The 13,216-nt window shown below is 43.0% G+C and carries 14 protein-coding genes and 1 pseudogene; 9 read left to right on the top strand and 6 right to left on the bottom strand.

The window, feature by feature from the left end; translation table 11 throughout:
* Position 1 precedes the first annotated feature (1 nt).
* Positions 2-1,126 carry a magnesium chelatase ATPase subunit I gene (bchI, locus tag ACEYW6_RS23505; RefSeq protein WP_196512223.1) on the top strand — a complete coding sequence of 375 codons (1,125 nt, stop codon included), beginning with the start codon at positions 2-4 and terminating at the stop codon, positions 1,124-1,126.
* A 191-nt stretch (positions 1,127-1,317) separates the two neighbouring features.
* A complete protein-coding gene (locus ACEYW6_RS23500; RefSeq protein WP_412981650.1) occupies positions 1,318-1,614 on the top strand; it encodes a hypothetical protein in 297 nt (98 codons plus the stop codon).
* 72 nt (positions 1,615-1,686) lie between these two features.
* Here ACEYW6_RS23500 and ACEYW6_RS23495 read toward each other — a convergent pair whose 3' ends face one another.
* Entirely contained in the window at positions 1,687-2,775 is a 1,089-nt protein-coding gene (locus tag ACEYW6_RS23495; protein WP_412981649.1) for a DNA polymerase beta superfamily protein, read from the bottom strand.
* Positions 2,776-2,953: 178 nt separating this feature from the next.
* Complete coding sequence (locus tag ACEYW6_RS23490; RefSeq protein ID WP_196512226.1) at positions 2,954-3,187, bottom strand: Nif11-like leader peptide family natural product precursor; 234 nt, start codon at positions 3,185-3,187, stop codon at positions 2,954-2,956.
* A gap of 453 nt (positions 3,188-3,640) precedes the next feature.
* On the opposite strand from ACEYW6_RS23490, the gene rplU reads away from it, so the two are divergent.
* The 5 genes from rplU (at position 3,641) to ACEYW6_RS23465 (ending at position 7,171) form a co-directional block, all read left to right on the top strand.
* Positions 3,641-4,048 carry a 50S ribosomal protein L21 gene (gene rplU / locus ACEYW6_RS23485; protein WP_412981648.1) on the top strand — a complete coding sequence of 136 codons (408 nt, stop codon included), beginning with the start codon at positions 3,641-3,643 and terminating at the stop codon, positions 4,046-4,048.
* A gap of 30 nt (positions 4,049-4,078) precedes the next feature.
* A complete protein-coding gene (gene rpmA, locus ACEYW6_RS23480) occupies positions 4,079-4,375 on the top strand; it encodes a 50S ribosomal protein L27 (protein ID WP_099099325.1) in 297 nt (98 codons plus the stop codon).
* 430 nt (positions 4,376-4,805) lie between these two features.
* Entirely contained in the window at positions 4,806-5,522 is a 717-nt protein-coding gene (locus ACEYW6_RS23475) for a molybdopterin-dependent oxidoreductase (RefSeq protein ID WP_412981647.1), read from the top strand.
* A gap of 245 nt (positions 5,523-5,767) precedes the next feature.
* Positions 5,768-6,961: an NADH:flavin oxidoreductase/NADH oxidase gene (locus tag ACEYW6_RS23470; protein ID WP_412981646.1), complete on the top strand. Its 1,194-nt coding sequence runs from the start codon at positions 5,768-5,770 to the stop codon at positions 6,959-6,961.
* A gap of 6 nt (positions 6,962-6,967) precedes the next feature.
* Positions 6,968-7,171 carry a hypothetical protein gene (locus ACEYW6_RS23465; protein WP_412981645.1) on the top strand — a complete coding sequence of 68 codons (204 nt, stop codon included), beginning with the start codon at positions 6,968-6,970 and terminating at the stop codon, positions 7,169-7,171.
* On the opposite strand, the gene ACEYW6_RS23460 is transcribed toward ACEYW6_RS23465, so the two are convergent.
* Positions 7,168-7,581, bottom strand: coding sequence for a hypothetical protein (locus ACEYW6_RS23460; RefSeq protein WP_190895776.1), 414 nt, complete (start codon positions 7,579-7,581; stop codon positions 7,168-7,170). The genes ACEYW6_RS23465 and ACEYW6_RS23460 overlap by 4 nt on opposite strands.
* A 405-nt stretch (positions 7,582-7,986) precedes the next feature.
* On the opposite strand from ACEYW6_RS23460, the gene ACEYW6_RS23455 reads away from it, so the two are divergent.
* A complete protein-coding gene (locus ACEYW6_RS23455) occupies positions 7,987-8,553 on the top strand; it encodes a PadR family transcriptional regulator (protein WP_196512372.1) in 567 nt (188 codons plus the stop codon).
* A gap of 9 nt (positions 8,554-8,562) precedes the next feature.
* Positions 8,563-9,945, top strand: coding sequence for a carotenoid oxygenase family protein (locus ACEYW6_RS23450; protein ID WP_412981644.1), 1,383 nt, complete (start codon positions 8,563-8,565; stop codon positions 9,943-9,945).
* A gap of 174 nt (positions 9,946-10,119) precedes the next feature.
* Here ACEYW6_RS23450 and ACEYW6_RS23445 read toward each other — a convergent pair whose 3' ends face one another.
* From ACEYW6_RS23445 to tnpA, 3 genes and pseudogenes are all read right to left on the bottom strand, one after another.
* Positions 10,120-10,824 (bottom strand): CAP domain-containing protein, encoded by a 705-nt coding sequence (locus tag ACEYW6_RS23445; RefSeq protein WP_412981643.1) that lies wholly within the window; start codon positions 10,822-10,824, stop codon positions 10,120-10,122.
* A gap of 488 nt (positions 10,825-11,312) precedes the next feature.
* Positions 11,313-12,440 carry an acyltransferase family protein gene (locus tag ACEYW6_RS23440; RefSeq protein ID WP_412981642.1) on the bottom strand — a complete coding sequence of 376 codons (1,128 nt, stop codon included), beginning with the start codon at positions 12,438-12,440 and terminating at the stop codon, positions 11,313-11,315.
* 338 nt (positions 12,441-12,778) lie between these two features.
* Positions 12,779-13,152, bottom strand: a pseudogene (gene tnpA / locus ACEYW6_RS23435) (IS200/IS605 family transposase).
* Positions 13,153-13,216: the final 64 nt, after the last annotated feature.

Raw genomic sequence — 13,216 nt, 5'->3', positions numbered from 1 at the left:
AGTGAGTCCAACTGCTCAATCCACGGCAAGTGCGCGTCGCGTGGTATTTCCTTTTACGGCAATTGTGGGCCAGGAAGAAATGAAACTGGCGCTCCTATTGAACGTGATTGACCCCAAAATTGGTGGTGTAATGATCATGGGCGATCGCGGCACCGGGAAATCCACAACTATCCGGGCGCTGGCGGATCTGCTGCCAGAAATTTCTGTGGTTGCCAATGACCCTTTCAGTAGCGATCCTAGCGACCCCGACTTGATGAGCGATGAAGTCCGCCAACTGTTAGAACAAGGGGCGGAAATTCCTGTAGCTCACAAAAAAGTCCAAATGGTAGACCTGCCGCTAGGAGCTACAGAAGACCGAGTTTGTGGCACAATCGACATTGAGAAAGCTTTATCTGAAGGTGTCAAAGCTTTTGAACCGGGACTGCTGGCAAAGGCTAACCGGGGCATTCTTTATGTGGATGAAGTCAACTTACTAGATGACCACCTTGTAGACGTGCTACTAGATTCCGCCGCGAGTGGATGGAACACTGTAGAACGGGAAGGTATTTCTATCCGTCACCCAGCGCGTTTCGTTCTTGTGGGTTCTGGAAACCCAGAAGAAGGCGAACTACGCCCCCAACTGCTCGATCGCTTTGGGATGCACGCAGAAATTCACACCGTAAAAGAACCAGCCTTGCGGGTGCAAATCGTGGAACAACGGGCGGATTTTGACCAAAATCCTCTAGTATTTCTCGAAAAGTACAAACCCCAGCAAGAAGCATTGCAACAGCAAATTGTCAATGCTCAACAGCTTTTGCCAGAAGTCAAACTTGACTATGATCTGCGGGTAAAAATTTCTGAAGTCTGCTCAGAACTGGATGTAGATGGTTTGCGGGGTGACATTGTTAGTAACCGCGCCGCCAAAGCCTTAACAGCATACGAAGGACGTAATGAAGTTACGGTTGATGATATCCACCGCGTAATTACGCTATGCTTGCGTCACAGGCTGCGGAAAGACCCCTTAGAATCGATTGATTCTGGCTATAAAGTCGCCAAAGTTTTTAGCCGCGTCTTTGGTGTCGAACTGCCAGAAAGTGATGCTGCACAAAAGAATGGCACAGGTCAAAAGTTAGGGGCTAGGGGTTAAAAGTTAAGAGTGAGGAGTTAGGAGTTTTGAATGGAAAGCTGCTTCATAACTCACAACTTTAATTCCTCACTCAAGACTGAGTATATAACTCACAACTCCTAACTCAGCATTCAACACTGACTATATAACTCCTAACTCATAACTCCTAACTCATAACTCCTAACTCATAACTCCTAACTCAACACTTAACTATGAGATTTTGGTCTTTTTGGCTCAACAGCTTTATTTTATCTAGCCAATACAACCCGCCCAGGTTTGTAGAATTATTGATGCTCTTATTAGCGATCGCTATGCTGGCAATAGCCAGTATTTTACCGGATATACCCTATTTAATTTTAGGCTTGAGCTTAGTAGTTGGGGCATCTATTTCCATCTTAGTGCGAGAAGCGATCGCCCCCTCACCTCAGACTCGAATTACCCAACTAACAGCATCGCTATTGCTTATCATCAGCCTCTATGGCTTTGCTGACTTAATGTACACTCTATAAAATTAGTTAGGAGTTATTAATCGTGTCTCTCCTAACTCATGTACAGACGCGATTAATCGCGTCTCTTTTCAATTACCAATTCTGCATTTCCACCAATTCCATACACAAATCATTGATTTGTTCCAAATCAGGTTTGTGAGGTAAGGCGGATTGTTCGTAAACAATTTCCATTTCAGTGACCAAATCTTCTGCCATTTTCATCACCTGCTCATAAGAATACTCACCCTTTAAAATAGCTTTTAAATCCTCAAAATCACCAGCTATTCTCCTATCTACAATCACTTCAGCCCGCCGTAATATTTCTACTCCACTGCGTAACAATCTAATGCAGTGCATCCCATGTTTGAGGTCAAAACCCGACTTTCTTTCCATTTCTGCTCTAGCTGGATTCCTATTTTCCTGCCAAGATAAGTAAGCCTTCCATTCTCTTAAAGCTATTTGATAACTTTGGCTTTTCTGAAGCAGGCGGATAAAATCTTTACGGCTATTAGTTAAATGTTGAGTATATTCCAAAGTTTCATTGGGTAAAGTATATTGTTTTAATACTCCTTTAAAATCAATATCTGCCGTCAGCAATTGGTATAGTTGTTCCGCTTCTTCCAAAAACTCAATCCGTCCTCTGATTAAGTTATAAAGATATTCCAAAAAAGCATTTAACTCATCTTTGCTGAGGGGTGCTTCGTCTTCTATGGCGAAGTCAGATGGCATTGGTTTTTTTTGCGGTGGTTTTAACAACCATTTTCGATGAGTTTCCATCTTTTTGATTTGGGCAAAGGCATAACCAGTGTAAGTATGTTTTACCTTTTTGCTCAAAAATAACTGTTTATGATTAATTAAATGCTGTCCAACGGCGCTTACAAAAGGATAGTTATTTAACCACAGTAACTCTAAAACATTGGGATTTGCGCCCGCTAATAACTGGAGGATTTTTCTTAATTCATATATAACTGTGTCTTTGTTGCCATCCAGGAATGGAAATATTCCTGGTTCATCCCAACCAGCATCCTTTTGTTCTATGCGATCAAATCCTAAGTAATACCTTTTGGGTGCGATAAATACTCCCCGATAATCAAAGTCTGAATCAGGACGATTTAAACCATAGCCGTGGCTACCTGCCAAACCAACTAAAATAGTTCTTTGCTCAACTTCTATTCTTTCCATATCACCTGATTAAAATATAGTCATCCTAACTCATGAGTTAAGCAGGTGGGAAGACGGAAAGTAGAGTTACTTAGTTTAACAGAAATGCCCCTAAAGGAGATGATGCAACGATATATCCTTGAGGAGCAAAACTTGTCAATTCAGTTGTTTTGATACTTTCGGTTTCCTAGAAAAGGAATTATCTAGGATTAATGTGCCGTCTAGTCCCCCATCCTGGATTGACAATGGCAGCTAAATCTTCTTCAGACAATTTGCTGATTTCACTGTCTAGTTCTTCGACGCTGAAATCATAGCCACGCTCTTGAGCAATCTTGATGAAGGCTTCTGGATCATCTGTTGCTTTGAGTCTTTGCTGTAATGCTTGATCTTGTTTTACGGCTTGAAAAAGTCGGGTAGCATTTTGCTGTGTCATGACAGTCTGTCTCCTGTTTTAAATATCAGGTTTGAATGTAGTAATCTGACTTCTGTGGATTCACTAAATTTTGTGAATAACCTTTAGATTAAGCGTGTAAATTTAATTTTAAAACAAAGAATAAAAATGTGTAGATTCTGATAAGAAAATATAAGTTTTAGTTTAAATATTTCTGCTAATTTTTAAAATTCAGCCCTAAGATGGAAGCTGTATTTATCTAAATAAGATTGATTTGGAATTGCAAATGCATTTTACATTTTTCGCGTAGATAATTCAGCCATGACGATTTTTAGCAAATGAAAGCTTGACTTGACACCTGTTAATAAAATAATATGTTAGATTGTCTGTCTAATTCCTGCTCGGATCAGGTAGACATAATTACAAAAGCTGGCAAAAGCGTCTCTACACGAGATAAAAACCAGCTACCTGTACGGCAACCTCAAGGACAATTCCATGACCTACGCGATTATTGAAACTGGCGGCAAACAAATACGAGTAGAGCCAGGGCGGTTTTACGATATTGAACTGCTTCCGACCGAACCAGATGAAAAAGTTACAATAGACGCTGTATTACTCGTGCAGCACGATGGTGAAGTCACCATTGGACAGCCACTAGTGACAGGTGCGACTGTAGAAGGGACTGTAATGCGACATTACAGGGGTCGTAAAGTCCTGGTATACAAGATGAAGCCCAAAAAGAAAACCCGCAAAAAGCGGGGGCATCGTCAGGAAATTACCAGACTTATGATTGATTCCATCACCCTTAACGGTGCAGTGTTTGCTTTCCAAGGAGAAACGGAGAAGGAAACCCCCGTTTTAGATGAGACTCCTGCCGAAGAAGTTGAAACCGCTGCTGAATAATAATAAAGAGAAGATACACAAGAGGAAATCATGGCTCATAAGAAAGGAACAGGTAGTACACGCAACGGTCGTGATTCTAATGCCCAACGTCTGGGTGTAAAGCGTTATGGCGGTCAAGTTGTGCGTGCAGGAAACATTCTCGTGCGTCAGCGTGGTACCAAATTCCACCCTGGTAACAACGTCGGTATTGGTAGCGATGACACTCTGTTTGCCTTAATCGACGGTGTTGTAATGTTTGAGAGAAAAGGCAAAACCCGTAAAAAAGTTAGTGTTTATTTACCCATAACTGCTGCTGAGGCAGCCCCTGCTGAGGCAGTAGCAAGTTAGAGTGTTTGGGTGGGAATAAGTGCCCACCCTAATCACTAGTTAGGGCTGGGATGTCCCAGCGGTTGCTTAAAAGTCGCTTTGTTCCTGTGTCGCGCATAGATTAGTATCAGAAGCATCAAAGCGCAGATATTCTTCAATAATAAAATATTACACACAGAAATTGGATTGCGTAGCTTGCCGTCGCAGGCATCGCATATCAAGCCTTAGGTACCAATTTTTGTCAGCTTTCGGATGATTGCACTAGATGTTCCAAAGTTTAGGATAGCCAGCCAGAGATATTATTGGTTCTGAAACTTTATGGATTAGGCGATGTGGTCTTCTGGGTCTAGTGACTTTATCACTGTCATACTATTTACAATTACTCATTTCTTACTTGCCCTGAAGGTAGGAAGCATCCGTCTAATTAAGTCTATGTTCCTGTAGAGGTTCTATGAGTCTGATTCTTCCCAAACGCACTTTATCCCGTCGTCGGTTACTGCAAGTATCTGGACTTTCAGGCGTAGGCTTTCTTTTAGCCGGCTGTGGGACAAATTTGTTCTCAGATAATCTGCGGCAAATATCTGAGCCACTAAACCAAAGTCTTGAAGCACTCCTGCTAACTCAAAAACCTGTACCTGAATTTCCTGTCAGTGCCATAGAACCAGACAAATTGCTGATTAATACCTTTGACTTCACCCCGCAAATTGATCCGGCGCAGTTTCGCCTGAAGATTGATGGCGAGGTTAGTAACCCGATACAATTGAGCATGGCAGATATTCAAAAACTCCCCTTGACTTCAATGGTAATTCGCCATGTCTGTGTTGAAGGCTGGGCTGCGATCGCTCAATGGGGAGGTGTGCGATTGCGAGACTTAGTAGCGCTGGTACACCCTAAGTCAAATGTCCGCTATGTCTACTTCAAATCTGCGGATGGCTACTATGAAAGCTGGGATATTGCCTCTGCTGTACATCCCCAAACTCTCATGGCTTATCAAAAAAATGGACAACCTTTATCAGTTGATAATGGTGCACCTATGCGTCTAGCATCCCCAATTAAACTTGGCTACAAGCAAAGCAAGTGGGTGACTCAAATTACATTCGTCAGCAATTTGTTACCTCGTAAAGGTTATTGGGAGGATCAGGGCTATGAGTGGTTTGCTGGGCTATAAGGGAGCTGGGGGAGAAAATTTTACCTTGTCATTCTTGTCCCTTGGCAATGGGATGTTTTTTTATTTGGAAGTTCCTTACATTTCTACACTATAGAGGGATGGGGAATTACGGGGATTAGTTAAAAATCCTTTGGTAAGTCACAAAAAATCGGACACCCAATATCTGAAACTCCCTATCCAGAATTGATTTTGACGAGCTAACTCGGACACGAGTTTTAGTCTACAAAGCACGGAAAAGTAACAGCATGACTACAGAGAAACTAAGTACCTTGCCATCATCTCCAGCCCAGACCGAATTAGAATTCATAGATTCCCCCGGTTGTCAATCAACGAGTCTGCACGATTCGGATGTCCCGGAAGTGGACTTGTTTAGTCCACTGAAAATTCGAGATATCACCCTGCCCGATCGCATAGCGATGTCACCAATGTGTCAATACTCAGCAGAGAATGGATTCGCAAATGATTGGCATTTTGTCCATTTGGGGAGTCGGGCTACTGGAGGCACTCATCTGATTGTAGTCGAAGCGACAGCCGTGACACCCCAAGGACGAATTACCCCCGGTGACCTTGGTCTTTGGGACGATATGCACATCGAGCCACTAGCTCGCATTGTCCGCTTTCTTCGTGAGCAAGGAGCGATCGCAGGGATTCAATTAGCCCATGCTGGCCGGAAGGCGAGTTGCAATGTTCCCTGGCTGGGTGGTACACCGTTAACACCTGAAGAAGGCGGTTGGCCGGTAGTCGGGCCAAGCCCAATTCCGTTTCAAGAGGGCGGTCCCGTTCCCATACCCCTCGATGAGGCTGGGATTGAAGAGGTGATTGAAGCCTTCGTTGCCACAGCGCAGCGTGCCGTTCAAGCGGGCTTTCAGATTATCGAAATCCACTCGGCTCATGGATATCTACTGCATTCCTTTCTTTCACCGCTAAGTAATCAACGAACAGATCGTTACGGAGGTTCGTTGGAGAACCGAATGCGTTTGTTACTGGAGGTTACAAGACGAGTCCGAGAGATTCTGCCAAGCGGGATGCCGCTTTTTGTGCGCCTCTCTGCTACCGACTGGGTAGAAGGAGGTTGGGATCTCAAGCAGTCAGTGATATTATCCCGTGAACTAAAGGAATTAGGCGTTGATTTGATCGATGTTTCCACAGGAGGCTTAGTCCCTCATGCCAGGATTCCCGTGCAGACAGGTTATCAAGTGCCTTTTGCTGCCAAAATCCGAGAAGAGGCTGGGATTAGGACAGGGGCTGTGGGGATGATAAAGGAGGCTGAGTATGCCAACCAAGTAATTACTCGTGGATGTGCGGATTTGGTTCTTATCGGTCGAGAAATGCTCCGCGATCCATATTGGTCGATTCATGCGCGTTCCCATTTGGATGAAGAACCGAACTGGGCTTTGCCCTACGGCTATGCTGTTAAACAACGCAGACAGGGTAAATAAATCTAAATGGCAGATGTTGCGATCGCAATTGATTTGTGTTTAACCGCAGATGATATTATGGCGATCGCTCTATCTGTTTTCACGAAAAAAGGCTACAGCGTTTATCTTGTAGCCTTTTCAAGGTATTTTGTATTCCCGCAAGAGTCGAATGAACTGATGGTCATTAGAACTTGGGGTTTAAGCCCCAAGTCTTGCCATATCTACTCTTAAACCTTAGTCGTGAGAAATCTTGATATTTCTGCATGTGCCAACACAGCAGCAGGTTCGCGCTGGAGAGCGTTGTAATACTTTCTCTCAAAGGTGTTGCCCGTCTCTAACGGTACAATCAGCGTGCGGACATCAGCAATCAACTTTTCAAAATCGTCCATCGATATCGGTTCATCTGCTTCGAGCATTTCATCAACTTGCACAACCACCTTAGAAATGCGATGTAGCCAAGCAAATTGTTCATGAGCGATAACTAGCTGAAGAAGTTCTCCGCTTGATACTCGTCCACTAACCTGTTCGTAGGCAATACGTTCTGTCTCCAGCAACATCTTATGAAGGTGGAGTAATTTGTTTCGTAAATCACGCAGATATTGATGTTGACGTATTCTTTGTGAAAGTGTGTTAGAAGTCAATGTTACCCATCCTTTCGTTACGATAGTCTTCAATGGCTTAAATAATTTCTGCGTCAGTATTCATCACGAATAGACTGTAGCGAACAACTGACCTAATACGGTTCGGTTAACAGTTTGTCTCTCGAATATCCGCCCAACCCCCCGATAAATTGGCGGGCTTTTTCTCCTCTTCACCCTCTTTGTAAGGGGATCACCACAGGCGGGGGGATCTTATCCGAACCCTATTGTCATCTGCCCAATCTCAGTTCATGTATTCGGTATCCTTTTTGAGACGCATGACATTTAACATATCTTTTTATGAATGTTATATCTTATATTTGATTACTCATATATTAGCATAAACTTATAAGAAGTACATAGTGTAGAACCTATCGAGAAAATATCAATTATGGGAAAACAGTCTTAATGTCGCTAGCATATGTAATTTTAGGTCTTCTTCAGCAGCAAGAAATGACAGGCTACGACCTCAAAACGAGCTGCTTTGATCAATGCATTGCTCATCTGTGGCCAGCAGACCAGGCACAAATTTATAGAACTCTCGATAAGCTAGTTGAGCAAGGCTGGATTACCTGTAAGATTGAGATTCAGCACGATCGCCCTAACCGCAAAGTCTACAGCGTAACGGAGGCAGGGAAAGCCGAATTTGCCCGATGGCTTGGGACTCATCAGCCGTTACCAACTGTACGAGAACCAATGCTTGTCCAGTTGCATTTTGCAGACCAGTTGCCGAATGAAACCATCATTTATCTACTGGAACAAGAATTGGCAGCTCGAAGCAAAAAGCTTGCTGAATGTGAAATCATTGATTTGCCATCACTTGATGACGAGTCTGCCAACCGTGAGCAGGTGATGCAAAGGCTTGTGCTGGAGTTGTTGATCCGAAGAGAACAGACTTATATTAATTGGTTGAAGATAGCGATCAATGTTATCAGTCACCAAAAACCATATGCATCACATTATCAGATTCTATAAATCAAGGCAATGACAACAATAGCAGTCAATCCGTATCTCGATCGCAATTTTGCTCCAATCCATGAAGAAATCACCACAGACAAATTGCTAGTCATCGGTGAATTACCCCTTGACCTATCGGGGATGTTTGTCCGAAATGGCCCTAACCCTCAATGGACACCCATCGGTGAATATCATTGGTTTGATGGGGATGGGATGTTGCATGGTGTGCAAATTAGCAACGGCGTAGCTACATATTGTAACCGCTACGTCCAGACAGCCGGATGGAAAAAAGAACGAGAAGCGGGTAAGGCTCTCTGGAGTGGGTTGTTAGAACCACCACAAATGGATAACCCCCACGGTGGCTACAAAAATACTGCCAATACTGCCTTGGTGTGGCACGCTGGTCAGATGTTGGCGCTGAACGAGGGAGGTAAACCTCACGCCATCAAGCTTCCTGAATTAGAAACTATTGGTGAGTACACCTATAATGGCAAGCTAGTTTCTGCCTTCACAGCCCATCCTAAGGTAGACCCGGTTACAGGCGAAATGATCTTCTTTGGCTACTCTCTGTTTGTGCCACCGTATCTGCAATATAGTGTAGTCTCAGCCCAAGGCGAACTGTTGCGGACAGTGCCAATTGACCTGCCAATGGGGGTGATGATGCACGATTTCGCTATCACTGAAAACTATACGATCTTTATGGATTTGCCGCTGACTTTTAGCGCCGAGCGATCGCAACGGGGAGAACCCGTTATGATGTTTGAGCGCGATCGCCCAAGTCGTTTTGGCATTCTACCACGTCACGGTAATAACAGTAATATCCGCTGGTTTGAAAGTCCCTCTTGCTACGTCTTCCATACCCTCAATGCTTACGAAGAGGGAGATGAAGTAGTGCTTATTGCCTGTCGCATGAGTTCTACCACTGTTTTGAGTTCTGATAATTTGCAACTCGACCCAGAAGGAAATATCTCCCGTTTACATCGCTGGCGATTTAATCTCAGTACGGGGACAGTGCATGAAGAGATGTTGGACGATGTAGCTTCAGAATTTCCCCGTGTCAACGAAAATCTGTTGGGGCGAAAAACCGGATATGGCTACAGTAACAAAATGGCAAATAGTCCCCTACCTTTATTTGAAGGGATCATTAAGTACAACTTCAGCAGTGGACAGTCCCAAACCCACGAATTCGGACAGGGGCGCTATGGCGGTGAAGCTGTGTTTGCGCCGCGTCCTGGTGCAATTGCTGAGGATGATGGTTGGCTTATAACTTTCGTCCACGATGAGAATTCAAACACTTCCGAATTAGTAGTGGTGAATGCCCAAGATGTAACTGCTGAACCTGTAGCGCGGGTGATAATTCCTCAACGAGTGCCTTATGGATTTCATGGTGCTTGGGTTGCACAGGAATAGTCAACTTAACGCTAAATGGGCGGTTACAAACCGCGTCTACACAGACAAAACCCACCTCCGCGGGTTAAAAAACCTTAATTTTCTCTTAGCCCACGGAGGTGTAGCTCCTGTTTGTGTAGCCACGATTTTTAATTGCTAGATATATTCTTCCTATTCCTCCTTGCTAACCTCAAATTATTGTTCCCTATACCCCCCAGCGTAGTTAATTACGCAGATTGTTCTATATGATTTGTGAGTTCCATAAGCAACACCAGACACTTTAAAAGCGGCGTTAAAAATGTTTTTTCTATGACCGCGATCGGGCACACCATCATCAATAATTAATTGCATGACAATATCTTGAGCGGTGTTTGGGCCATAACTGATATTTTCGCCTGCGGTTGTTTGCCATCTACCATAGCGGTTAATGCGATTAAAGGGGTTGCTACCATCGCTACCATCATGACCTGTAGCACCTTTTGGGCCTTGGTCTTTAACATGGTCTCTTGCTCCTAAAGACATACCTTTAGAGGCACTCAACGCTCCTACAGGACGTGCTGATTTCAAAAATGCGATCGCTTCATTGACTGCTTTGACTCCTTCTTGAGTTCGCAAATAGGTATTATTAGAAATTTTGACTCGGTTCCCCTCAAAGCGCTTTTTATAGTTTTCCATAATTGGAAGGTATGCTTTGGGGTTTGTTCGTACCTTATTTGTTTCCACAATTACCTGTTGTTCCAGCGGTGAAAGATAACTTGCCTTTGCTAATAAAGTTGGACTAGTTGGTTGAACTACTGCTGGATTAGAATTTGCCACAGACGGGCTAGATTGAAACAGTTGATTTGAGCAGCCGAAAATCAGGGCAACTGGCAAAAATACCCAAAATTTAATGCGATGCATTCATTACCTCACAATTTTTTTATGGATTAATTTAGTGAATTAGAAGAAATAATAATTTTTAACACCCAAAGAAGTTTGTAGACGCTTCTTTGTTTGAAATTTCAGAAGCGGCTTGTTGCCAGACATCAGAACTTTGATCAGTTCCCTAAGAAGAATGGAAATGAGTTGTTCAAGAGTATAGATAACGCTGCGATTGTCTTTGTTCCTTGAGTATTAAAAAAGGATTACTTAATACCTGTTGTAACCTAGCTAACACTCAAACGTAAAGCACAAAAAAATATTTCTACTTTATTACGCCTGTTTTTAAGTACAATAATTCAGAAAATTGGCTAATAAAAAATATAACGTAAATAAAAAGTTTGCATATTTGCGTTTGATAGAAAAACCCAGAGTTTATATCATGTCCGCTCAAATAGTGTTATTGCGATCGCTCGTTCTCAGCATTACCATAGGCGATCGCATCGTTTCACTCGCAATTCAACTAATTATTACACTTTGAGAAACCAGCGTTGCCGATACATCAGAACACCAACAGCCCACCACAACAACACGGTGACTATGGCAAACAACAGGGAACCATTCAAAACTCCCGCCCAAGATACGAAAAAATTCTGGTAAATCCAATTGTAGGTACTGGGAGCGTCTTTGCCTGTACCGATAGTGGTTCTGACTAAGATTTTAATCAACAAAACGGATGGAACGAAAAGTGCGATCGCATTTAAGCCCATAATTTCAAAAGGTTTACTCCAGCGACGTATCAGCCGGACTTCGATGAGTTCATAACAAGCTGCTAATAAAAGTAACGCCCAACCGCTGGTGAAAATTACATAAGAACTTGTCCATAGCTTTTTGTTAATGGGGAATATCCACCCCCACGCCCAACCGATAATTAAACAAGCAACTCCAAATAATCCTAAACCTATACTTGTGCGTGACTGTACAGGTTGGCTGCGTATCCATTGACCAGTGAAGTAGCCAGCAAGGACGTTTACTATAGCGGGAATACTACTGAACAGCCCCTCTGGATCTCCCATAAAGTTGAAACCATCACCTTTATATAGATGTGCTTTGGGAATAATCAGGCGGTCAATATAAGCGCCAAAATTACCTTCTCGCGTCAGCATTCCCGCGCCATAATCGGGCACTGGTAAATACATCATCGTTAGCCAGTAGCCGATAAGTAGCACTGCTGTAAGTATCCATTGCCCTTTACGCGGAAGGTTGAGAACTACCAAGGAAGCCAGCAAATAGGTAATGCTAATGCGCTGCAATACTCCCATCATGCGGATACTATTTAAGTCAAAAGTCCAAACACCTTGATTCCAAAAGCCATTTAGTAGTAAGCCTAAGGCAAAGAGAATGGCAGCGCGGCGTAAGATGCGCCAGTAAACATCTGAGGTTGGCTTATTATCTTTGGTGTATTTTGACAGCGAGAAAGTCATTGCTACGCCGACAATGAAGAGAAAGAAGGGAAATACCAAGTCTGTTGGTGTGCAACCGTGCCAATCGGCGTGGGCTAAGGGAGGATATACATCATCTGCGACTCCCGCCATATTGACGAGAATCATCGCAGCTATGGTAATGCCGCGAAAAACATCCAGTGAAGTCAGGCGCATAAGCGGAATTTTATGTTAGATGAGTATCTAAACTACCCCGCCTGATGCAGGTAATCAAGCAAAATTTATAATATGTCTAATCAAGAAATTGAATCAACTAAAGATTTTGAGCAAAACAGGATAATGAAAGAAAAATAAAAACTCCCTGAAGAATTAAATAATTTAAATCTTCCGCCAGAAATCAAGAAGAAAATAAGAACTTTTCTTTCTATGGGTCGCTTCTCGGAATAATCTATCTGAATGGAGCAAGAGGACTCCCTTTACAGTCGTCAGACTTAACGGGATGATGAATTGCGACCAATATAAAATTGAGCGTAGCAAATCATTGTTTTGGAAGTTCAAAGGTTATCAACGTAATTATTTAATTGTTCAACCGTGACACCTCCACAACTAGCCCGGAGGCGGAGCATCTCCGGCTCCGCACAAAATACGCACCAGTCCAAAAGTAAGGTTTGTTATAGAAGTATTTTTTAGCCAACCAGGGGTATTCTTTACGAATTAATCTACTACTCACTGTTTTGATATTTCCAATCAGTGTTGATAGTGGCTTATCTGGTTTATAGTCAATTAATAGATGCACATTGTCTGCTTCGCCATTAAACTCTAGTAATTCACAATCCCATTTTTTAAGGGTATCTGTGATGATTTCTTTTAGCCTGTTTAGTATTTCGGCATTAATAGCTTTTCTGCGGTACTTCACAACTAGAACAATGTGAGCGTTAAGCCTGTAAACACACGTAAAACCATGATGTTACATATATTGACAAGAGGTAGCG

The sequence above is a fragment of the Nostoc sp. UIC 10607 genome, assembly GCF_047228265.1.
Classification (GTDB): Bacteria; Cyanobacteriota; Cyanobacteriia; order Cyanobacteriales; family Nostocaceae; genus Nostoc; species Nostoc foliaceum_A.
This window is presented reverse-complemented; position numbering and strand designations above follow the sequence as displayed.